21 protein-coding genes are annotated in these 21,962 nt (G+C 65.2%); 11 read left to right on the top strand and 10 right to left on the bottom strand.

The genetic code is table 11. The features are described 5' to 3' along the window. Nucleotides 1-13 precede the first annotated feature (13 nt). Genes X733_RS165170 through X733_RS165195 form a run of 6 tightly spaced genes read right to left on the bottom strand, consistent with a single transcriptional unit; the run spans nucleotide 14 to nucleotide 5,500 of the window. On the bottom strand, nucleotides 14-784 hold the full coding sequence (locus X733_RS165170; RefSeq protein WP_023683130.1) for a GntR family transcriptional regulator: 771 nt from the start codon (nucleotides 782-784) through the stop codon (nucleotides 14-16). Then, nucleotides 781-1,656, bottom strand: coding sequence for an ROK family protein (locus X733_RS165175; protein ID WP_023691907.1), 876 nt, complete (start codon nucleotides 1,654-1,656; stop codon nucleotides 781-783). Before X733_RS165175 ends, X733_RS165170 begins: the two co-directional genes overlap by 4 nt. Next, entirely contained in the window at nucleotides 1,653-2,393 is a 741-nt protein-coding gene (locus tag X733_RS165180; RefSeq protein WP_031195993.1) for a PIG-L family deacetylase, read from the bottom strand. Before X733_RS165180 ends, X733_RS165175 begins: the two co-directional genes overlap by 4 nt. Next, complete coding sequence (locus X733_RS165185; protein WP_023691908.1) at nucleotides 2,390-3,247, bottom strand: carbohydrate ABC transporter permease; 858 nt, start codon at nucleotides 3,245-3,247, stop codon at nucleotides 2,390-2,392. The genes X733_RS165180 and X733_RS165185 overlap by 4 nt, the downstream gene beginning before the upstream one ends. Beyond that, nucleotides 3,244-4,176, bottom strand: a complete 933-nt coding sequence (locus X733_RS165190) for a sugar ABC transporter permease (RefSeq protein WP_031192920.1) — start codon at nucleotides 4,174-4,176, stop codon at nucleotides 3,244-3,246. Before X733_RS165190 ends, X733_RS165185 begins: the two co-directional genes overlap by 4 nt. A 49-nt stretch (nucleotides 4,177-4,225) precedes the next feature. Further along, nucleotides 4,226-5,500 carry an extracellular solute-binding protein gene (locus tag X733_RS165195; protein WP_023817205.1) on the bottom strand — a complete coding sequence of 425 codons (1,275 nt, stop codon included), beginning with the start codon at nucleotides 5,498-5,500 and terminating at the stop codon, nucleotides 4,226-4,228. A 316-nt stretch (nucleotides 5,501-5,816) separates the two neighbouring features. On the opposite strand from X733_RS165195, the gene X733_RS165200 reads away from it, so the two are divergent. Genes X733_RS165200 through X733_RS165210 form a run of 3 tightly spaced genes read left to right on the top strand, consistent with a single transcriptional unit; the run spans nucleotide 5,817 to nucleotide 8,859 of the window. After that, on the top strand, nucleotides 5,817-7,109 hold the full coding sequence (locus tag X733_RS165200) for a sugar ABC transporter substrate-binding protein (RefSeq protein WP_023817204.1): 1,293 nt from the start codon (nucleotides 5,817-5,819) through the stop codon (nucleotides 7,107-7,109). After that, entirely contained in the window at nucleotides 7,109-7,999 is an 891-nt protein-coding gene (locus X733_RS165205; protein WP_023817203.1) for a sugar ABC transporter permease, read from the top strand. Before X733_RS165200 ends, X733_RS165205 begins: the two co-directional genes overlap by 1 nt. Then, nucleotides 7,996-8,859: a carbohydrate ABC transporter permease gene (locus tag X733_RS165210; RefSeq protein ID WP_023817202.1), complete on the top strand. Its 864-nt coding sequence runs from the start codon at nucleotides 7,996-7,998 to the stop codon at nucleotides 8,857-8,859. The genes X733_RS165205 and X733_RS165210 overlap by 4 nt, the downstream gene beginning before the upstream one ends. Before the next feature lie 12 nt (nucleotides 8,860-8,871). On the opposite strand, the gene X733_RS165215 is transcribed toward X733_RS165210, so the two are convergent. Both X733_RS165215 and X733_RS165220 read right to left on the bottom strand, forming a co-directional pair. Beyond that, nucleotides 8,872-9,123, bottom strand: coding sequence for a hypothetical protein (locus X733_RS165215; RefSeq protein WP_023817201.1), 252 nt, complete (start codon nucleotides 9,121-9,123; stop codon nucleotides 8,872-8,874). 210 nt (nucleotides 9,124-9,333) lie between these two features. After that, nucleotides 9,334-10,518, bottom strand: coding sequence for a Gfo/Idh/MocA family oxidoreductase (locus X733_RS165220; RefSeq protein WP_023704169.1), 1,185 nt, complete (start codon nucleotides 10,516-10,518; stop codon nucleotides 9,334-9,336). A gap of 86 nt (nucleotides 10,519-10,604) precedes the next feature. Here X733_RS165220 and X733_RS165225 point away from each other — a divergent pair, with 86 nt between their 5' ends. The 8 genes from X733_RS165225 to X733_RS165260 all read left to right on the top strand — a co-directional run bounded on the left by X733_RS165225 (nucleotide 10,605) and on the right by X733_RS165260 (nucleotide 19,938). Continuing rightward, nucleotides 10,605-11,492 (top strand): MurR/RpiR family transcriptional regulator, encoded by an 888-nt coding sequence (locus X733_RS165225; protein WP_023704170.1) that lies wholly within the window; start codon nucleotides 10,605-10,607, stop codon nucleotides 11,490-11,492. 79 nt (nucleotides 11,493-11,571) lie between these two features. Next, nucleotides 11,572-12,354 (top strand): SDR family oxidoreductase, encoded by a 783-nt coding sequence (locus tag X733_RS165230; protein ID WP_023704171.1) that lies wholly within the window; start codon nucleotides 11,572-11,574, stop codon nucleotides 12,352-12,354. After that, nucleotides 12,351-13,886, top strand: coding sequence for a mannitol dehydrogenase family protein (locus tag X733_RS165235; RefSeq protein WP_023817200.1), 1,536 nt, complete (start codon nucleotides 12,351-12,353; stop codon nucleotides 13,884-13,886). The genes X733_RS165230 and X733_RS165235 overlap by 4 nt, the downstream gene beginning before the upstream one ends. Before the next feature lie 22 nt (nucleotides 13,887-13,908). Beyond that, nucleotides 13,909-14,823, top strand: coding sequence for a sugar phosphate isomerase/epimerase (locus X733_RS165240; protein ID WP_023817199.1), 915 nt, complete (start codon nucleotides 13,909-13,911; stop codon nucleotides 14,821-14,823). A 77-nt stretch (nucleotides 14,824-14,900) separates the two neighbouring features. Beyond that, complete coding sequence (locus tag X733_RS165245; protein WP_023683115.1) at nucleotides 14,901-15,935, top strand: ABC transporter substrate-binding protein; 1,035 nt, start codon at nucleotides 14,901-14,903, stop codon at nucleotides 15,933-15,935. A 241-nt stretch (nucleotides 15,936-16,176) separates the two neighbouring features. After that, nucleotides 16,177-17,727: a sugar ABC transporter ATP-binding protein gene (locus X733_RS165250; RefSeq protein ID WP_023817198.1), complete on the top strand. Its 1,551-nt coding sequence runs from the start codon at nucleotides 16,177-16,179 to the stop codon at nucleotides 17,725-17,727. After that, the gene (locus X733_RS165255; RefSeq protein ID WP_023817197.1) at nucleotides 17,724-18,695 is read left to right on the top strand and encodes an ABC transporter permease; all 972 of its coding nucleotides are present in this window, start codon (nucleotides 17,724-17,726) and stop codon (nucleotides 18,693-18,695) included. Before X733_RS165250 ends, X733_RS165255 begins: the two co-directional genes overlap by 4 nt. A 262-nt stretch (nucleotides 18,696-18,957) precedes the next feature. After that, entirely contained in the window at nucleotides 18,958-19,938 is a 981-nt protein-coding gene (locus X733_RS165260) for an ABC transporter permease (protein WP_023817196.1), read from the top strand. A 292-nt stretch (nucleotides 19,939-20,230) separates the two neighbouring features. Here the strand turns inward: X733_RS165260 and X733_RS165265 are convergent, their stop codons facing one another. Both X733_RS165265 and X733_RS01000000165690 read right to left on the bottom strand, forming a co-directional pair. Further along, nucleotides 20,231-20,671 carry a hypothetical protein gene (locus X733_RS165265; RefSeq protein ID WP_023817195.1) on the bottom strand — a complete coding sequence of 147 codons (441 nt, stop codon included), beginning with the start codon at nucleotides 20,669-20,671 and terminating at the stop codon, nucleotides 20,231-20,233. A 160-nt stretch (nucleotides 20,672-20,831) separates the two neighbouring features. Beyond that, nucleotides 20,832-21,824: a hypothetical protein gene (locus tag X733_RS01000000165690; protein ID WP_023817194.1), complete on the bottom strand. Its 993-nt coding sequence runs from the start codon at nucleotides 21,822-21,824 to the stop codon at nucleotides 20,832-20,834. Between the last annotated feature and the right edge of the window lie 138 nt (nucleotides 21,825-21,962).

Here is a 21,962-nt window from a genome sequence, read left to right as displayed (position 1 = left end):
GGTCTGGAATGGATCAGCTTCTCGGGTTCAGCGGCACGCGTCCGGCGCGCAGCGTCGAGCGGATTTCGTAGCGGTCGCCGCGCATGATCGAGACGGTGAATTCGAACGGGCCGCGCTCGTCGGTGGTGATGCGTTCGACGACGAAGGCCGGGCTGCCGACAGCGAGGTCGAGCAGTTCGGCGTCCGCCGCGCCGACCGCGCCGACCCGGTAGTTCTCCCGCGCGGCCACCGGCACGATGCCGTAATGGCGCTCCAGCGCCTCGTAGAGCGAGCCCTGCAGCAGGCCGGCATCGAGGAAGCCCGGCACGCGCACCGCCGACAGCTGCGCCGTCTGGATGCCGATCGGCTCGTTGTTGCCGAGCCGCAGCCTGCGAATGCGCACCACCGGATCGCCCTCCTCGATCTCCAGCGCGCCGGCAGCCGCCGCATTGGCGGTGGTCAGGCTGCAGTCGAGCAGGCGCGAGCCCGCGACCACGCCCATATTGCCCATCTCCTGGGTAAAGCTGGTCAGCTCGCGCGTGCCGGCGACCAGCGTGGTCGAGCGCACGAACGTGCCGCGGCCATGTTCGCGCCTGAGCAGTCCTGCCTCCTCGAGATTGCGCAAGGCGTGGCGCAGCGTGATGCGGCTGACGCCGAACAGGGCGCACAGCCTGTCCTCCGCCGGGATCTGGTCGCCCGTTGCCCATTCGCCGCTCTTGACGATGGCTCGGATCGCCTCTTCGACCTGGTACCAGAGCGGCTCCGGCCGTCTGCGGTCCGGTTGCTGAAAGCTTGCTTCGCTCATCGCACCTGCCTCCACCCTTGCCCAACGGCGCCGGCCAGCGCCGCGCCGACCAGACCGGCGCGGGGACCGAACTTTCCAGCCTTGACGTCGATGCCGCGCAGATGTGGCGGCAGTTGACGTCGCAGCGCCGCAAGCAGCGGCGGCCGGATCACATCCAGCGCCTCCGCCAAACCACCCGAAATCAGCACCGCTTGCGGATCGAGCAGCGCGACAGCGCCTGCCAGCGCGGTGCCGAGCTGTCGCGCCGGCAGTTCAAGCAAGGTGAGTGCAGCCAGCTCGCCGGCCTGGGCAGCGGCGATCAGTTGGCGGCCGTCGGCAAGGCCGATCTGGCCGGCAAGGGCATCGAGCGCCCGGCCCGACGCAACGCGCTCCAGCCAGCCGCTGCGCTCTTCACCATGATCCCTCACGTCGGCGCAGGCCCAGCCGAACGAGCAGGCGCCGCCATGCGCGCCGGCAACGATGCGGCCATTGGCCAGCACCGCCGAACCGATACCGGTGCCGATGGCGAGCAGGATCGCATCCGGCATGTTTTTCGCACTGCCTTCGACAGCCTCTCCCAGCAGCGCGATCTGTGCGTCATTGCCGAGCGCTACGCGCACTTTGGGAAACAGCGGCTGGATATCGACGCCGTCGAGGAACGGCAAGTTGGGGATCCAGCGGCAGATTGAGCCCTCGACCAGACCCGGCACCGCGATGCCAAGCGCTGAGACCGACCCGGCCTCAGTGCACAGCGCGTCGATGCGCGCAATGAAGGCATCAAGGGTTGCCGGCGCCGGCTCGCTGCCCAGCGCCTCCAACGCACCGACATCGCCCGTAGATACGGCAGCGCGCAAATTGGTGGCGCCGAGATCGATGGCGAGTACCCGCGTCATCGACCCGACCCTTTGCCGAAGGGGAGCGAGAACAGACCGCTGCCGGCATTCCACGAATGCGACGCCGCCGCGAAGGCCTGCGCATGGCGCGTGCCGCGCAGGCAGCCGCGCAGCCGGTAGAGCGAACTGTAATAGTCGACATAGGGGAAGCTGCTCAGGCCGCGCGCCAGCTCATACTCCATGACCGCGTCGCGCCAGGCCTCGAACCCGTCGCTGACATCGACGAGATGCTCGGGCCGGAAGCCGTCATCGTCCTCCCAGTTCTCGCCGAACAGCAGCAGTTGCGGCGTGTGCGCCGGATGGTCGCTGGCAACGGTCGGCAGTCCGGCGAAGAAGATACCGGTCTTCGTCAAATGGGCGGCGGCGCGATGGTCCTTGTGCCAACTGCCATGCCAATGGGTGATGACGATCTCGGGTTTCAGCTCGCGAATGATGTCGCCCACTTCGAGCGCCGTCTGATCGTCTGTGGGCAGGAAGCCGTCGCGCAGGCCAAAGCCACGCATGGTGACGCCGAGCCGCTCCGCCGCGCTGCCCGCTTCCTCTTCCTTCTGCACGCAATAATGCGCGGGAACCAGGTACGGATGGCCCTGCTCACCCATGGTCAGATGCAGGAAGGTCACCGTGGCGCCGCGCTTGACGGCAGCGGCCGCCAGCGGCCCGGCCATCACCTCGGCATCGAAGGCGTGCGCGCCGACCACCAGGATGGATTTCGCCGCATAAATTCTGTCTTCGATCATTTCATGCCTCCTCCGGTGCCCACGCCTTCGCGAATCTGGCGCGCCAGCAGACAATACATGATCAGGATGGGCGCCATGGATATCGCCAGCGAGGCGAACACCAGGCCCCAGTCGGTGCGGAACTGGCCGACGAAGATGCTGATCGCCAGCGGCACCGTCTTGTAGCGGTCGTCGAAGATGAAGATCAGCGGGAAGAAGAAATCGTTCCACACCGCGATCGCGGTGAAGATGGCCACGATCGACACCGCCGGCTTGACCATCGGCAGGATGATCTGGAACAGGATGCGGACCTCGCCGGCGCCGTCCATGCGCGCGGCCTCGTCCAACTCGGAGGGCAAGACGCGCATGAAATTGGCGAAGATGAAGACGGCGAAGGGAATGCGGATCGCCGAATAGACCAGGATCAGCCCGGTCAGCGAATCCAGCAGGCCGAGATTGCGCATCAGCGTGAACAGTTCGACCGAGGCCAACCGGATGGGCAGCATGATGCCGGACAGGAACAGGCCGAGCATGATGGCATTCCAGCCAAGCTTGTAGCGGCTGAGCGGATAGGCGGCCATCGCCGAGACGACGATGGTGAGGATGACGGCGCCGCCCGTGACGATCAGGCTGTTGATGAAATTCTGGCCGAGATCGGCGCGCGTCCAGGCGTTGATGAAATTGTCGAAGGCAAAGCTTTGCGGCAGGCCGAGCCTGTTGTCGTAGATCTCGGCCGTGGTCTTGAAACAGGAGACGACAAGGATGTAGAGCGGCAACAGCACAGCCGCCGTCCAAACGACCAGCACCGTCCAGCCGGGCAGCCGCGCCAGCTGCCGAGAGATGTCTGGCCTCTGCGCAATCGCCAGCGCGCTCATAGCTGCACCGTGCGGCGGTCGAAGAAGCGCAGCATCATGAGCGTGCCGATGCTGAGGATCAAAAACAGCACGGTGCCGAGCGCCAGCGCCAGACCGATATCGGTGATGCCGACAGCGCCTTCCGCGCCGAAGGCCAGCCGGTAGAAGTAGGTCACCAGCGTGTCGGTCGAATAGCTCGGATTGCCCTGCACGCCCTGCGTGACATAGACGATGTCGAACTGGTTGAAGGTGTTGATGAACGACAGCGTCGTCAGCGTGCCCAGCGCCGGCATCAGCAGCGGCAGCGCGATCGAGAACAGCATGCGCGCATTGCCGGCGCCGTCAAGTTTTGCCGCCTCGAAAATCTGGCCGGAAATCTGCCGCAGACCTGCCGTGTAGATCAGCACCGGCAGGCCCATCCAGTTCCAGGCATCGACGGCGATCAGCATGGCGAGCGCGGTGTGGCTGTTGCCGAGCACGGTCAGGCTGCCCTGGTGCAGGCCAAGCCCGTTCAGCGCCCATTCGACGACGCCGCCCGGTGCCAAAAGCAACCGCCACAGCGCGCCGACGATGACCGGGCTCAGCACCGCCGGAAAGAAGAACACCGACTGGAAGAAGGCCGCACCCTTGTCGCGCAGGAACAGCAGCCAGGCAAACAACAGGCCGAGGCCATTTTGGAAGACCATGATGCCGAAGAACCAGGCGGTGTTGTGCCACAGCGCGCCGTAGATCCGCGCGCCGCTCGGGAAAGCGAACAGCCTTGAGAAATTCGACAGGCCGGCGAACTCGACCATGCGCAGCCCCTTCCAGACGAAGAAGCTGCCCCACAGCGACATCCCCAGGGGATAGAGGACGAACAGCGCATAGACTGCCAGCGCCGGCAGGATGAACAGCACGGCCATGCGCTGCTGCGTGCGGCGAAGGCTGCTGGTGCGGCGAAGGGTGCTCATGCGCTTTTCTGGTCCGTGAGAGGCCGGCCGCTTTTGCGACCGGCCGCGCCTACTGCTTCGGCTTGAACCAGGTGGCGACCGCGGCCTGCATGTCGGCCGCCAGCTTCTCCGGCGCGATGTTGCCTTCGACCATGTCGATGATCTCCGACTGCAGCACCGAAGACGCCGTCGGCGACTGCCAGCGGAAGCCGACCAGCGTCAGATACGGCGTCGAATTCTTCGCCATCTCCATCATCGAGGCCAGCACTGGATCCTTCACCCTCACATCCGTGCGGGCCGGCGGCCAGCCGAGCTCGTCGGCGAACATCTGCGCGAACTCTGCCGAAGCCATGAAGCCCAGCACCTTGGTCGCGGCTTCCTTGTTCTGGCTCTCGGAGACCAGGCCATAGGAGCCGTCGGAGAAGGCCGAGGTGTAGAGTTTTGCCCCGGCATCGTCCGCGGGGAACGGGAAGATCGAGAACTTCAGCTTCGGGTTCTGCGCCTTGAAGCTGCCGTTCTCGAACGAACCGCCGAGGAACATCGCCGCCTTGCCGCCGATGAACTGCTGCGTGGCGGTGGTGTAGTCGATGCCGGCGAAGCCGTCGGGGAAATACGGCTTCAGCTCGGCGAAGCGCTTCAGCGCCGCCACATAGCGCGGATCCTGGAAGGTCGCCTTGCCGCTCATCATCTCGTCGTAGAAATCAGGACCATAGATGGTCGGGCCGACCACGCCGACGGCGATCTCCAGTTCCCAGGCCGAGCCGTTGGCGCCACCGGTGGCGATCGGGGTGATGCCGGCCGCCTTCAGCTTCTCGCAGACGGCGGTGAAATCCTTGTAGGTCTTGGGGATCTCGATGCCCTGGGCGGCGAAGATATCCTGGTTGTAGAAGACGCCCATCATCGGCACCGAGTAGGGCACGCCGTAGAGCTTGCCGTCGCTGCGGCCGCGCGCGCCGCCAAGCGCTGCGTCCTCCATGTTCTTCAGCTCCGGCACGCTGTCGTCCAGCGCGTCGAGATAGCCCGCCTCGACGAAGGGCTGCAATTCGCCATAGGCCTTGAGCTGGGCGATGTCAGGCCCGCGCCCGCCGCGCAGCGCCGTGCTCAGCCGGTTCTGGTAGTCGGCATCGGGCGTGAACTGGATGGCGACCTTGATGCCGGGATTCTTCACCTCGAAGGCATCGAAGATGCGGCGCATCGCGGCCTCGTCCTCGGTGCGCCAGCTCCACAGCGTCACCGTGCTGTCGGCGGCTCGCGCCGGCAATGAGGCGAAGACGCCGGCGCAGGCGGCGGCAAGGCCGCCGATCAGCCCAAGTGCTGCGCGCCGGTGAAGTGAAAGCATGCTCATTGCCAGTCTCCCATTGTTCTCTGTCCTTGGCGTCCCGCGGCGTTTCCGTGCCGTGAGAAGTCATTGGTTCGGCAAAAGTCATTATAACGACATAGCGGTATTCGCAAGAGGTCTGCTGCGCCTCAGGAATGGCGGCGTTGGCCCGCTCACGACATTGCAGTACCCGCAACTGTTTGTTACGTAACGACAAATACCCACATTCCAGCGCCGCAAAGAAATCTGTGACCGTACCATGTGAGACTTTTTCGCCAGCAAGCCCTTGCGTCGCCGCGCTGACTTGTCATAACCTCATGCGAACCAATAGGGAGGATGAGGAATGTCGTTTGCCTGGACGTCGAAACTGGCACTGGCCGCAGGCCTCGCCATCCTGCCCGCCACGGCCTGGGCGCAGTCGGTCAACATCTCCTATCTCACCCACTGGTCGCCGGAGACGGTGGCGCTGCTGGAAGCGGCGGCCAAGGATTATGCCAAGACCAATCCGGATGTCAGCGTCACCGTGCGTGCCGTCCCCTTCGGCGACCTCCTGACCACGCTGCGCTCGCAAGGCGGCGGCGCGGACGGTCCGACGATCGGCGGCATTTACGATCTCTGGTTGCCGGAACTGGCGCGCGACAAGCTGGTCGCGCCCGCTCCCGATGCGGTGGCCAGCGAGGTCAAGGCCGCCTGGCCGGCGGGCGTCACCAGCGCCGCCTCGGTCGGCGGCACGCTCTACGGCATCCCCAACGAAATCGACGTCTATGCGCTGAACTATAACAAGGCGCTGTTCAAGCAGGCCGGCATCGCGGCGCCACCCAAGACCTGGGACGAGTTCAAGGATGCGGCCAAGAAGCTGACCAACAAGGATGCGGGACAGCAAGGCTTCGGCATGATCAATTCATGGGCCGCCGGTGTCGTTCATCCCTTCGCCTCGCTGCTGGTCTCCAATGGCGGCGACCTGGTCAAGGACGGCAAGCCGGTGCTGGACAGCCCGCAGGCCACCGAGACTTTCCAGCTCTATGAAGACCTGATCAAGTCGGGCGCCAGCGTGCCTTCGATGGCGACAGCCGACGCCAACACCACCGGCCCCTTCCTCGACAATTTCGTCTCCGGCAAGACCGGCATGATCATCATGGCCAATTGGTGGGAGAGCGCGCTGAAGGCCGGCATGGGCGACAAGTTCGCCGACATTGCGACGGCGCCGATTCCCGTCGGTCCGAGCGGCGACAAGCCGCATTCGATATCCTACTCCTGGATGACCGTGGTCAACGCCAATGCAGGTGCCGCCGAGCAGAAGGCGGCGTGGGACTTCCTCGCCTGGCTGAACAATCCAAAGTCCGGCAAGAACGGTGCTTCCGCGATGTCGGATATCCTCATGTCGATGGGCATCCTGCCCTCACGCCTCTCCGACATCGAGGCGCACAAAGACAAGCTCGGCTCGGAATTCCTCTCCGGCTATGTCAGCGTGCTCACCGATGCCAAGCCGTTCCCTGTCGTGCCCGGCGGCCAGGAATTCTCGGAATCGCTGCAGCAGACGCTCGAGGCGTTGCAGTATGGCCAGGTCTCAGCCAAGGATGCGCAGGCGACGGCGCAGGCCGACGCCATTTCGATCCTGGAGCGCGCCGCCAAATAATGATTCAGAGGTACCGTGCCTCGGCGGGCATCATGCTGGCGCCCGCCGTGACGCTGATCGGCATCTTCATCCTGTTGCCGATGCTGCTCACCGTCTGGCTGTCGTTCCAGGACTGGTCGACGCAGACGCCGTTTTCCAGCGCCAGCTTCGTCGGCCTCGACAATTTCCGCGAGATTTTCGGGGCCACCTCGATCGGCCGCGACTTCAAGGCCGCGCTCACGAACACAGCCGTCTACACCGCGCTCTCCGTCGTCCTCATCCTGCCTCTGTCGGTGGCCTTCGGCCTGATGGTCTACCAGCAGGATGTGCCCGGCGGCACGGCGCTGCGCACGGTGCTGTTTGCCACCTACATGGTGCCGATGATCGCGGTGGCGCTGGTCTGGTCGAAGCTTTATTCGCCGAGCGAAGGGCCGCTCAACCAGATGCTCGACCTGATCGGCATGGGACCACAGCCCTTCCTGTCGTCGCCGCGCTCGGCGCTGGTCTCGATCGTCTTCCTCAATGTCTGGCAGCAGGTCGGTTATTTCACCGTGCTGGCCATCGCCGGGCTGACGCAAATCCAAGGCAGCCTCTACGAGGCGGCGAAGCTCGACGGCGCCAACCGCTTCGAGCAGTTCCGCTTCATCACGCTGCCGCTGATGCGGCGCACGCTTCTGTTCAGCGCCGTCATCGCCATCATTAACGCCGTGCAGGTGTTCGAGCCGGTGGCGCTGATCACACAGGGCGGGCCGGCCGGCTCGACCAACGTCCTGACCTACCACATCCGCCGCGTCGGCATCGAACGCGCGCAGGGCGGGTTGGGTTCGGCCATGGCGGTGATGTTGATGCTTTCGCTGATTGTCGTCGTCTGCGCGCTGTTTGCCTTCGCCAACCGGAAGAACGACGAATGAGCGCGGGATCGTCGAGCCGGCTGTCGCGCCGGCGCCCGTCGGGCCGCAAGGCGCTGCTGGCGACGCTGATGCTGCTGGTCGCCGTTGCCTCGGCCTTCCCGCTGGTCTGGATGGCGCTATCGAGTCTCAAGACGCCGGCCGAGAGCATGCAGGTGCCGCCGGTATGGATCCCCCTTACGCCGAGCCTCGACGCCTATGAGAAGGTGTCGGGCGTCGTCAATGTCGGCCGCTCGATGTGGAATTCTCTGGTCATCGCCTCGATCACCACCGCCGGCATCCTGCTGACCAGCATGATGGCCGGCTACGCATTCGCCAAATACCACTTCCCCGCCAAGTCGCTGCTGTTTTCTGTGCTGATCGCCACCATGTTCCTGCCGCCGATCGTGACGTTGATCCCGCTCTATCGCCTGGTCGGCTCGATCGGCCTCAACGCCAGCCTCGCCGGCATCATCGTGCCCAATCTCGCCAACGCCTTCGGCATCTTCCTGATGCGCCAGTTCATCTCCGGCGTGCCCGACGACCTGATCGACGCCGCGCGCATGGACGGCGCCTCGGAGTTCTTGATCCTCTACAAGATCGTGGCGCCGAGCGTCGCTCCCGCAATCGCGGCTCTGGCCCTCTTCGCCTTCGTCTACCACTGGAACAGCTATCTCTGGCCGCTGACCGTGCTGCAGGGCAATACCGACGCCTATCCGATCGTCATCAGCTTGAGCCGCTTGCTCAGCTACAACAGGGGTGCGGTCAACACCGGCCTGGTGATGGCCGGCGCCACGCTCGCCGTGCTGCCGCCGCTCATCCTGTTCGTCTTCCTGCAGCGCTTCTTCGTCGATTCCATCGTCGGCTCGGCGATCAAGGGATAGCTCGCCAAACCCTCAAGCGCTCGGTTTGGTTCCGCCACAGATCAGATAGTAGCACTCGTCATAGCGCATGTAGTCAGCCGCGCCCTTGTCCGGCCATTCGCCCGTGTCGAAACGGATTTTGAGTAGGCTTCTGCACTGCGCCACCTTCGCTGCATTGCTGTCCGGGAACAGGGTAACGAGCAGGCCTTGCGGAGCGCCGAAGGAAACCGCCGAGAGAACGAGGCAGCCGAGGCTGGCAGCAAGGAAGAGAGACAAGTTGCGCATTGTTACCGAATACGGCTGGGCCGATGCTCTGACAAGATTAACACATGCATAGCAGCGTTTTGCCCAGTAAAGCGACCGAAGAGTACTTGGCGCCCCGCCGCTGCCAGGTCTGCTGCGGCGGCGGTAGCGCCTTCGGCAGGTCAATCCCTTAGGGCAGCGCCAGTCCCCCAGGTGATTGCTTCTACCGCTGAACCACGGCAGCTCCCGTCCTCACCCAAACCTTGCCGCCGTCCAAGCCCCACCCGCTGCATTCGACTCCACCGCCGCCGCAACAAACTTCACCCCGCGCGCGCCCTCCACCACATCGGGCACCTGCGCTGCGCGCGCCGCATCCACCACCCCACCAGAGCGATGGGCGCGAATGATATCGGCGGCGTCGCGGTAGAAATTGGCGAAGGCCTCGATATAGCCTTCCGGATGCGCCGCCGGCATGCGCGACACGCGTTGGCTTTCCGTCGTCGAGCCATGGCCGCCGCGCACCAGCGTGCGGGTCTCCTCGCCGTAGATGGAGAAGCGCAATTCCTCCGGCCGGCCACCCGACCATTCGAGCCCGGCTTTGTCGCCATAGATGCGCACCGAGAGATCATTGTAGTGGCCGGGCGAGGTCTGGCTGGCGAGGATCGTGCCGCGCGCCCCGCCGGTCCAGCGCACCAGCACATGCGCATTGTCGTCGAGCCGGCGTCCCGGCACGGCAGTGAACAGATCCGCCGACACCGCCTCGGCCTCACAGCCGGAGATATAGCTTGCCAGGTTGAAGGCATGCACGCCGATGTCGGCCAGCACCGCCGACTGCCCGGCGCGCGCCGGATCGGTGCGCCACTCCGCCTGCTTCTGGCCCTCGGCGTCGATCGGCTTGGTCAGCCAGTCCTGGATGTAGGCGCCATGCACGGACACCATGCGGCCAAGCGCGCCCGCCGCCACCATCTCGCGCGCCTGGCGGACCATGGCGTAGCCGGTGTTGTTGAGCGTGACGACGAAGCGACGCTTTTTCTCCCGCGCCAGCGCCACCAGTGCCTCTGCATCGGCCAGCGTCGTCGACAGCGGCTTGTCGCAGATCACGTCGATGCCGGCCTCGAGAAAGGCCGTGGCGATCGGCGCGTGCAGATGGTTGGGCGTGACGATGACCACCGCCTCGATGCCGTCCGGCCGCGCTGCTTCGGTTCGCGCCATCTCGCGATAGTCGGCATAGCTGCGATCCGGCGCGATGCCGATCTCGGCGGCCGATGCGGCGGCGTTTTCCGGGTCCGACGACAGCGCGCCGGCGACCAGCACGATCTGGTCGTCGAGGCGCATGGCGAGCCGATGCACCGCGCCGATGAAAGCGTTGCGGCCGCCGCCGACCATGCCGACCCGCAGCCGCTTGCCGGCCGACCCGTCCGATGTTGCGTAGACCATTTTCAAGCTCCTCCCGGCAGACCGCTTTCGAACATGATTTCCAATTTTCATATTGTAAAACGATCGTGTCGCGCTAGCCTGAAATCATGAGTGGGGCAAGCAAGGCATCCGGACGGTCCAGCACCGACGAGGCGGCGACGCGCAAGCGCGGGCGCTCGCTGGCCGCGCTTGGCTACATCCAGCCGCAGACCTATGAGGAGCTGCGCGCGGTGCTGTCGTCGGGCACGGTGCATTTCCCCAAGCGGCTGCGCCAGGTGGCAATCTTCCTGTGGCAGCATCCGAGCGACGTCGCGCTCGGCACCATCGCGCAGGTTGCGGCACAGGCCGGCGTGCAGCCCTCGACGCTGGTGCGCTTTGCCCAGATCTTCGGCTATTCTGGCTTTTCCGATTTCCAGGGCCTGTTCAAGGAGCACATCAAGGGCTCATGGCCGGAAGGGCGCGGCGAACCGCGCACCGAGACCGAGCCCAATCTGCATTTCCTGCACGGCATGGTCGGCGCGTCGCAGGCCTCGCTTGGCCGCATCGAGGCGGGCTTCGATGTCGCGAGTTTCGACAAGATGGTGGCGCTGCTGGCGGCCGCCGAGCTGATCTATGTCATCGGCTCCAAGCGCGCCTTTCCCGTCACCGCCTATCTCTCCCTGACACTGTCGCAGCAGGGCGTGCGCAATGTGCTGGTCGACAATGTCGGCTCCTCCGCACTCGACCAGATCGGCTGCATCAGCGGCCGGGATGCCGTGCTCGCTGTCTCGTTTAGCCCCTACAATTCGATCACGCCCGATCTCGTCGCGGTGGCGCATGAGCGCAAGGCGCGTATCGTCACCGTCACCGACAGCACCTTCAGCCCGCTGATCCCGCTCTCGGACAGCTGGCTGGAAGTGGTGGAATCCGACTTTGCCGGCTTCCGCTCACTGGCGGCCTCGCTCGCCGTTGGGATGGCGCTGGTCCATGGCGTGGCGGCGCGGCGCGGCGAATGAGGCATCACTGGTCCAATTGACTATCGGGAATTGTCGTTCCATATTTCTCAAAATAGAAACTTTATTCCCGGGAGGAGGAATGGAGATCCGGCTTGACGGCAAGGTGGCTCTGGTCACCGGGTCGACGCAAGGCATTGGCCGCGCCATTGCCGAGACGCTGGCGCGTTCCGGTGCCGCCGGGCTGTTGGTCACCGGGCGCGAGAGGGCGCGTGGCGAGGCCGTGGCGGCCGAGCTTTCGCAATTGGGCACGCCGACCATCTTCGTCACCGCCGACCTTGCCGATGCTGACGCCCCCACCCTTCTGGCGCAGGCCTGCATCGAGCGCTTCGGCCGCATCGATGCGCTGGTCAACGCCGCCGGCCTGACCGATCGCGCCTCTTTCCTCGACGCCAGCCTCGACGATTGGGCGGCGCTGTTTGCCGTCAACACGCGCGCGCCGTTCTTCCTGATGCAGGCGGCGATTGCCGACATGAAGCAGCGCGGACAGGGCGGCGCCATTCTCAACATCCTGTCGATCAACGCCCATTGCGGTTCGCCGGAACTCGCCGTCTATTCCGCCACCAAGGGCGCGCTGGCGACGCTGACCAGGAACGCCGCCAACGCCCACCGTTTCGATCGCATCCGCGTCAACGGCATCAATGTCGGCTGGACCGACACGCCGGCCGAACGCATCATGCAGGCGGAGACATTGGGCAACGGCCCCGGCTGGCTCGACAAGGCCAATGCCGCGCAGCCTTTCGGCCGGCTGCTGACGCCGGACGACATCGCCAGCCTCGCCGTCTTCCTGCTGTCCGACGCGGCCGGCCCGATGACCGGCGCGGTCATCGACCAGGAGCAGGCGGTGATCGGGGCGAACCGGTGAGCGCTTCCACCGAAACGCTTGGGCCGGCGCTGCTCGATCGCTTGCCGGCATCGGTGCAGACACCGTCCTACGATCGCACCGTGCTTGCCGCAGGGATGGCGCATCTCGGCGTCGGCGCCTTCCACCGCTGCCACCAGGCCGAATACACCGACGATCTCATCTCGCTGCGCTTCGACCGCTGGGGCATCGTCGGCATCAACATCCGTCCGCCCAGCCTTGCCGACACGCTGGGACGGCAGGGCGGGCTGTACACAAGGCTGATCCGCGAGAACAGCCATATCGAGGCACGTGTGATCGGCAGCATCGTCCGGGTGGTCGACAGCCAGGAGAGTGCCGCACCGGCGCTGGGTGTGCTGATCTCACCCGATATCGAGCTGGTGACGATGACGGTGACCGAAAAAGGCTATTGCCACGTCCCGTCCAGCGGCGAACTCGACCTTGGCCATCCCGATATCGTCCACGACCTCGCCAACCCCGAGACGCCTCGCAGCGTCCCCGGCCTGCTGGTGCGGGCGCTGGAGCAGCGCAGGGCCACAAATGGGCGGCCGCTGACACTGCTGTCCTGCGACAACATTCCGGCCAATGGCGTTATCCTAGCCAATGTCGTGCAGACCTTCGCCAGGCAGCGCGGCAATGGCTTGGCCGCATGGATCGCAGCCAATTCCGCCTTCCCTTCGTCAATGGTCGACCGCATCGCGCCGGCGGTAACGCAAGATGACCTCGACAGTGTCGAGCAATGGTTCGGCTACCACGATGCCGCCGTCGCTGTCGGTGAGCCGTTCCGGCAGTGGGTGATCGAGGAAAAATTCGCCGGCCGCATGCCGCGCTGGGATCTGGTCGGCGCCACCTTCGTCGACGACGTCACGCCGTTTGAGCATCTCAAGATGCGGGTGCTGAATGGCGCCCAGACGGCACTCGCCACGCTCGGCGTTCTGGCTGGTCTCGAGCACACATCGGATGCCATGGCCGACCCGCTGCTGTCGGACTTCATCCGGCGCATGCTGGTCGAAGAGACTGTGCCGACGCTGATGCCGGTGCCGGGCATCCTGCCGCTTGCCTATGTCGAGCAGAGTCTTGCCCGGCTGAAGAACACCGCGATCCGCCACCGCAACCACCAGGTCGCAACCGACGGTTCGCAGAAGATCGTCCAGCGCCTGCTCAACCCGATCCGCGACCGGCTCGCGATGGGCCAGAGCATAGGCCTGCTATCGGTGCCGGTCGCCGGCTGGATGGCCTATCTGATCCGGGCCTCGGATCGCTTTGAAAGACGCTGGCCGGTGTCGGACCCCTATGCCGGCAAGGTCGCCGCGATCGCCGATGCGACCGGTCACGATGCCAGCGCGCTGGTGTCCGCCATCCTTGCCATCGACGGGATATTCGACCCCGGCCTTGCCGCCGACGATACGTTCCGCGCGGCCGTCACATCGGCGCTGGGCGACCTGCTGTCGGACGATCCGATGGCGGCTGTCCGGCACAGTCTTGAACAAGATGAGGTCGCGAGGTTGAAGCGATCCAAACAATCGGCATTATAGTCGTCGGGTCTAGGGAGGCAGAATGAAACTTGGAGTGCTTACAGCACCGTTTGCGGAGACGCCGCTTGGCGAGGTCGCCGGCTGGGCGCACTCGGCCGGCTTCGAGGCGCTGGAAATCGCCTGCTGGCCGAAGACCTCCGGCGCGACGCGGCGCTATGCCGGCACCAGCCATATCGATGCCGCTTCCACCTCGGCGGCGCAGGCCAAGGAGATCGTCGCTTCGCTGACGGAGAAGAAGCTGACGGTCTCCGGCCTCGGCTACTATCCCAACCCGTTGCATCCGGACCCCGCCCATCGCGAGGCCGTCATCGGCCATCTGAAGAAGGTCATCGTGCTGGCCGCCAATATGGGCGTGCCGGTGGTCAACACCTTCTGCGGTGGCGATGCCTCGAAGACCGTCGACGTCAACTGGCAGGACGCGCTGAAAGTCTGGCCCGAGACCGTCGCCTATGCGCGCGATCACGGGGTAAAACTCGCCTTCGAGAACTGCCCGATGATCTTCAGTTATGACGAGTGGCCGGGCGGGCACAACATCGCCTATTCGCCCTGCATCTGGCGGCGCATCCTCGAGGCCTGGGGCGGCGAGGTCGGCATGAATTTCGACCCCTCGCACCTGGTCTGGCAGATGATCGACCAGGGCCGTTTCATCCGGGAGTTCGGCCCCTACATGCTGCATGTCCACGCCAAGGATTTGATGATCGATCATGATGGTTTGTATGAGCGCGGAATCCTTTCCGCCGGGATAGGCTGGCAGGTGCCGCGCATGCCGGGATTGGGCGATGTCGACTGGAGCGGCTTCTTCTCCGGCCTTTACCGCGCCGGCTATGACGGCTCGGTCATCATCGAACATGAGGACAGGCGGTTCGAAGGCAACGACGATGCGGTGAAGCGGGGCTTCCTGCTCGCCCGCGACGTGCTGCGTCCCTTCGTCAAATGACGAGGTAATGACTTGGTCCGATCCTGCCGAAGGGTCTGGCCCTGAGACGAAAAACAACAATGTGGAGGAGTACTGACATGAAGAAAATACTGACCATGGTCCCGTTGCTTGCGGGCGCTGCCTTGCTGGCATCGATGGGCGTGTCGTCGGCCGAAGCCAAATATACGATCGGCATTTCCAACACCGTGCAGGGCAATGGCTGGCGCGAGGAAATGGTCTGCGCCATGAAGGCGCAGGCGCTGGCTTCGGGCGAAGTGACGAAGCTCAACATCGCCCACCGCAACACCGATGCCGCCGGCCAGCTCGAAGACATCCGCAATCTGATCAGCGCCAAGGTCGACGCCATCGTCGTCAACCCCGCTGATCCCGCCGGCATCAAGGCGGGCCTGGAAGAAGCCACCAAGGCCGGCATCGTCGTCGTTGCCGTCGACCAGGCGGTGACCGAACCGTCGGCCTACATCATCTCCAACAACCAGGAACAGTATGCCTATCTCGGCGCCAAATGGCTGTTCCAGCAGATGGGCGGCAAGGGCGAAGTGTTCTACATGCGCGGCGCCGCCGGCGCCTCGGCCGACAGCGATCGCGACAAAGGCTTCAAGAAGGCGCTGGCCGAAAACCCCGGCGTGAAGGTGGCGCAGGAAGTCTTCACCGGCTGGCAGCAGGATCAGGCCAAGCAGCAGATGCTGTCGTTCCTGGCCACCGGCACGCCGTTCAACGGCGTGTGGACGTCGGGCATCGACAACGTCATCGTCGACGCGCTGGTCGAATCGCAGGCGCCGCTGGTGCCGGTGGTCGGCGCCGACAATGCCGGCTTCGTCGGCCAGCTGAGCTCGGTGAAAGGTCTCGTCGGTGCAGCCGTCACCAACCCCGGCTCGATCGGCGGCGCGGGCGTGACGCTGGCGCTGCAGATCCTCGACGGCAAGAAGCCGGCGCAGCAGACCGTGCTGGTCGACCCGCAGCTTTGGGACAACGCCACCGACGAAGGCAAGGCCAAGCTGAAGGCAGCCGCCGATCCGTCGCTCAGCCCGGAATGGCCGGTCTCGATCTCGATCCCGGAGTGGACGACCTACACGAAGGACCAGATCGTGGCCTGCAAGGGGCCGGGGGAGTAAGCAGCAGCGCTTCTGCCTTCTCCCCTTGTGGGAGAAGGTGGATCGGCGCGCAGCGCCGAGACGGATGAGGGGTGTTCCAGCGAAGTGAGACGTTGGCATTCCCTGGAACACCCCTCATCCGTCGCCTTCGGCGACACCTTCTCCCACAGGGGGAGAAGGGGGAGCCTCTCGACAATACGCCGCGCGCAAGCGTGGCGTATTGCTGCATTGAACAGACCACACAAACCGAGACCCAAACCATTTGACCACCAGCCCCCTCCTCGACGCCACCGGCGTCGCCAAGAACTACGGCGCGGTTGCAGCACTTCGTAACGCGTCGCTCTCCGTGCTGCCGGGCGAGGTCCACGCGCTGATGGGCGCCAACGGCGCCGGCAAGTCGACGCTGGTGAAGATCCTGACCGGCGCCATTCCAGCCAATGCCGGCCGCATCCTGATCCGCGGTGAGGCGCGCGACATTCGCTCGCCGGCCGCCGCGCGCCGCGCCGGGCTGCTGCCCGTCTACCAGGAGCCGTCGCTGATCCCCGATCTCGACGTTCTGTCCAATCTGCGGCTCACCGGCACGCCGGTCGAGCCGTTCCGCGCCTGGGTGCGCGAGCTCGGCATTGCCGACCTCGATCTGCGCGACACCGCGCGCGACATTCCGCTGGCCGTGCTGCGCGTGCTCGACCTGGCGCGGGCGCTCGCCGTCGAGCCCGACGTGCTGCTGCTTGACGAGATGACGGCGGCCCTACCCGCCAACCTTGCCGAAAAGGTGCTGGAAGTGGTGCGCCGCCAGGGCGATTCGGGCCGCGCCGTGATCTTCATCTCGCACCGCTTCGTCGAAATCTCGGCGCTGTGCGACCGCGCCACCGTGCTGCGCGACGGCGAGACCGTCGGCGTCGTCGACATCGTGCCGGGCGTGGAAGAAAAGATCGTCGAGCTGATGCTCGGCACCCGCATCGTGAAAACCCATGTCGCCGCCCGCAGTGCCGCCGAGAAGGCCGCGCCCGCGACCACCCGGCCGCGCATTTCGGTGCGCAATCTCCGCGTCGGCGCCAAGCTCAGCGACGTCTCCTTCGATCTTGCCGATGGCGAGGTGGCCGGCGTCGTGGCGCTCGAAGGCCAGGGCCAGGACGAGTTGTTCGCCGCCCACGCCGGCTCGATCCGGCCCTCCGGCGGCACGATCGAAGTCGATGGCCAGCCGGTGAAATTCTCGCATCCGATCGACGCCATCCGCGCCGGCATTGCCTATGTGCCGGGCGACCGCTCGGAAGCGCTCGCCATGCAGCGCTCGGTGCGCGAAAACATCGCGCTGCCTTTCAGCGCTGCCTTGCGCAACTGGGGTCCGATCAACATGCGCCGCGAACGCGCGACCGTGCTCAGCGCCATCGAGCGGCTGCAGATCGACACCCGCGCGCAAGGCGAGGTGCAGCGCCTGTCGGGCGGCAACCAGCAGAAGGTGACCATCGCCCGCTGGATCGCGGCGAATGCCCGCACCATCCTGTGCTTCGACCCGACGCGCGGCATCGATGTCGGCACCAAGCAGGAGATCTACAAGCTGCTGCGCGAACTCGCCGGCAACGGTAAGTCGGTGCTGTTCTACACCTCGGAACTCGAAGAGGTGCAGCGCGTCTGCGACCGCGTCATCGTCATCTTCGGAGGCCGCCTCGTCGACATTTTTCCGGTCGAGGAGGCCGACGAGCCGGCGCTGATGCGCGCCGCCTACGGCCTGCCGCGCGGCGCCAAGGCCGATATCGGCATATTGGCTGATCCGACCGCGAACACTTCGGCTTCGCCGGAGGCCGCGCCATGAGCCATTTCCTGCGCCGCCAAGGCTGGGTCGTCGGCCTGTTCGCCCTGCTCATCGTCCTGTTCATCGCCACTAGGATCATCCAGCCGGCCTATGGCAGCAATGATTTCGGCTCGCTCGCCCGAGCCGTTCTGCCCTATGCCTTCGCAGTCGCCGCGCAGACTGTCGTCGTCATCGCCGGCGGCATTGACCTGTCGGTCGCCGCCATGATGGCGCTGACCAGCGTCACCGCGGCGTCGATGATGAATGGCGCGAGCGAGGAATACGCGCTGTTCGTGGTGCCCTTCGTGCTGGCCATGGGTTTCGTGCTCGGCGCACTCAACGGCCTGCTCATCGTCGTCACCCGCGTGCCCGACATTGTTGTGACGCTGGCCGTGCTGTTCGTGCTGCAGGGTGCAGCCCTGCTGGTACTCGACGCGCCGGGCGGCGGCATCGCCGAATGGCTGAAGGCGCTGATCTCTGGCACCGTACCGATCCCCGGCCTGCCCGACGCCATAGACGCCTGGCTGCCCAAGGCGCTGCTGGTGCTGATCGTGTGCCTCTGCGTCATCTGGATACCGCTGAGGCGCTCGCGCCTCGGCCTCTCCATCTACGCCATCGGCTCTAGCGAACTGGCGGCGTTCCGCTCCGGCGTGCCGGTCAAGCGCACTCGCATCATCGCCTATGCGCTGTCCGGCCTGTTCGCCGCCTTCGGCGGCCTCGCGCTGACCATGAGCACCGGCATCGGCGCCCCCATCCCCGGCCCTTATCTCTTGGCCAGCGTCGCCGCCGTGGTGCTGGGCGGCGTCGCCCTCGGCGGCGGCAAGGGCGGCCTGCTCGGCCCGATCGTCGCCGTCTTCGTGTTGCGCCTGGTGCGCACGGATTTGACGCTGCTTGCCATCGACCCGAATGTCACCGCCATCGTCGAGGGGCTGATCATGGTGGCGGTGGTGATGTTCGGCGCGTTTATCACGATGCGGAGACCGCAATGATGGGAGGGCTGTCGCAGAGAGACGTCGGCGTTCCTTCGCGCCCCCCTCTGTCCTGCCGGACATCTCCCCCACAAGGGGGGAGATTGGATGTCGCGACGACCTTCGCCAATCTCCAACCTTGCAAGAATGAGCGAGGCGCTGAAGCTGCCAATCTCCCCACAAGTGGGGGAGATGGCCGGCAGGCCAGAGGGGGGCGCCGTAGAGCACTGTCCTCGCCAACTTGCCGCACCATGCAAACCTCATCGCGAGCAAGAGCCACCCCATGAGCACCACCGCCATCACCCCCGTCCCCTTCGGCCGCCGCGTCAAGCGCTTCATGGCCGATCGGCCGCTCATCCCGCTCATCATCCTGCTCGTCATCCTGGTGGTGATCCTGCAGGTCCTGCGCCCCGGCATCGTCAACGAGCGCTGGATCGCCAACACCATCAAATTCGCCATCCCGCTGGCGATCCTCGCGGGATGCCAGACCATGACCATGCTGACCGGCGGCATCGACCTGTCGGTCGGCACGGTGGCAACGATGAGCGCCTTCATCATGGCGACGCAAGTGGTCAACCAGGACCCGGCGGTGGCGTTCCTGCTGGCGATGATGCCGGCGGTGCTGATCGGCCTCGTCAACGGCATCGGCGTCGGTGTCTTCCGCGTCCACCCGCTGATCATGACGCTGGGCACCAGCCTGATCGGCACCGGCTGCCTGCAGGTCTACCAGCGCACGGTGATCGCGTCGGGCGCAAAAATCCCCGACTTCTTGGCTTGGCTCGGCACCGGCGTGACATGGGGCTTCCCCAACGCGCTGCTTTTGTTCGTGCCGCTCGCCGCCCTCATCGTCTTCACGCTCGCCCGCACCGGCTTCGGCCGCCTGCTCTACGCCGTCGGCGACAATGAGCGCGCGACCCGCCTGTCGGGCGTGCAATACTGGCAGGTCATCACCGCGCTCTACGTCACCTCCAGCGTGCTCGCCGGCATCACCGGCCTGCTCTATATCGGCCTGATCAAGGCCCCCTCGCTGTCGCTCGCCGAACCGCTGGTGCTGCCCTCGGTCGCCGCCGCCGTCATCGGCGGCACCTCCATCTTCGGCGGCCGCGGCGGCTACACCGGCACCATCATCGGCGCGCTGATCCTGACCGTGCTGACGACTCTGCTGACCATCCTGCAGATGCCCGAGGGGGCACGACGGATACTGTTCGGGCTGATCGTGCTGTTCGTGACGGCGGCGTATCTAAGGATTGTGGAGGAGAGGTAGGGGCTGGCGCCCGACGCTGCATTGGGCGAAGCTTCCCCATCCAAGGTTCAGGCCAAGCGCACGGGAGCAAGTTCCCCCTCACCCGGATTGCCAACCGAATTGCGAAGGGCAATTCGGGGCAATCCGACCTCTCCCCGAGGGGAGAGGAGGGCGCCAGCGTCAACGCCAGCCTCTTCTCCCCAGCGGGGAGAAGGTGGCCGCGAAGCGGCCGGATGAGGGGGCTGGCGCAGCCATAGGCGATTATCATCGCCCCAGACGAGCTTACCCCACCGAGAACGCGAGGGAGCGCCCCCTACTTCAACGAAATCGCCATCCCGCTCAAATCCGCATTCACCTGCAGCCCCACCTGCCGGCCCGTGAGCTCAAGCTGCGCGCCCTTGTCGTTGGTCATGACGATCACCTGCGCGCCCTTGCCGAGCGCGCCGCCACCGCCGGCCGCGCCATAAACCCCGGTCGCATCACGGACCCTGCGGATGTGCCGCACGGTGCCCTTGAAGTAGGTCTTGGAAACGCCGAAAGCGAAGCCGCCCGAGACGCCGCCGATCGTGATGGGGTAAATGCGGCCATGGAAGGTCAGCGTGCCCTCGCCACCGGAACCGCCGACGAAGAAGGCCGCCTTGTAAACGGCAAAGCGGATCGTGCCGCTATCGGCATGCGCGGCGCTGGCAGCGCTGACGGACACAGTGGTGATGGCCGCAACCGCGAGCGAACGAAAGCTGGACGAGATGGTCATGGTGGGAGCTCCTCAAGTGCGCCGCTCACCCAACCGGCAGGGCTCGTCGGCGTCGTAACCGACTTGAACAATCTAGCCCGTGATTTGGTTCCAGGCAGGCTGTGACAAGATCCGACGAAACGTGACGTGGTGTACTTTCGGGTTGCGGAGGAGGCGGCGGCTATTTCCTCTTCCTGAGCACTTTACGCAGCGTTAACTTCAACCGCCTCATCTGGTAATGGCGCCGCAACTTGGCCAGCGCCGACTGGTGGGCGGTGTCGATTGCAGCCAGCGAGTCCGCCTCGGTAGCCTGCGGCAGCGCGAGCAGCGCGTCGGCCTGAAGATCGGCAAAGGGCTTGGGGTCATAGATGGCGAACGGCGTCGGCGGGTCGCTGAGCACGGTGGGGTTGCTGTTGATCTCGAACACTACAAGCCTGCCGTCCACGAAAGTGTAGTCGATGCGGCCATACTGCATGCGGGCTTTTTCGAAGACCTGCATGACCGCATTGGCGTCAGGATTCGTATCGATATAGGTCCTGATTTCTTCGATATGCGCCGGCAGCAATTGCTCGGGCGAATTCTTGACGAACCACGATTTCGACATGGCGCAATGCTGGCCGTAGATCGTATCGCCGACCCGAAACGCCGCGTACTTCCTGAAATAACCGTCCATTCCGGGGGAGCCGATCATCTCCACCACCATCGGCCGCACCAGATCGCTACCGTCCAGCCGGGCGATCGCGGCGTCCAGCGCCGGCCGGTCGTGCAGCAGCGGCGGCTCCCTGTAGAGTGCGCCCGTCTCGTCGCGGATGAAAACGGGATAGCGTATCGCCTCTTCCAGCTCGTCCGGCCTGAACACACGAAAAGCGTTGCTGCCGTCGGCATGAAGCAGGCGCAGCAGGTCGAAGCGCTGCAGGCTGGCGGTCGGGTGATTGAGCTGCGTCAGGCCGGTGTTGTCAGCCAGTTCGGCGCTGATGCCGGCCGCGCGGCTCAATTCGTCCGATGTCAGCCGGTCCATGTCGGACCAGATGACCACCCCGGCGCGAACGCCGCGCAGCAGCCCGGCATCCTCGTAGCGCACCAGCCGGAACCACGCCTCCAGGTCAGTCCGGTGATACAGAAGCACCACCGCCTGCGTGTAGGCGTGCTCCCGGTGCGCGACGTAAAATATCATGCGTTTCCGTTGTCCGTATGTAGTTGCAAAGGGGAACCATGATAATTAGACAGGCTTGTGAAAGCCGTGAAATGGTTCTCGATCCGGCATGCGTCAAACAGGAGATAGAACAGGTTGACGTTTCCGTGAAGCTGCAAA

Origin of the sequence: Mesorhizobium sp. L2C066B000 (assembly GCF_000502335.1) — a bacterium.
Lineage (GTDB): Bacteria > Pseudomonadota > Alphaproteobacteria > Rhizobiales > Rhizobiaceae > Mesorhizobium.
This window is presented reverse-complemented; position numbering and strand designations above follow the sequence as displayed.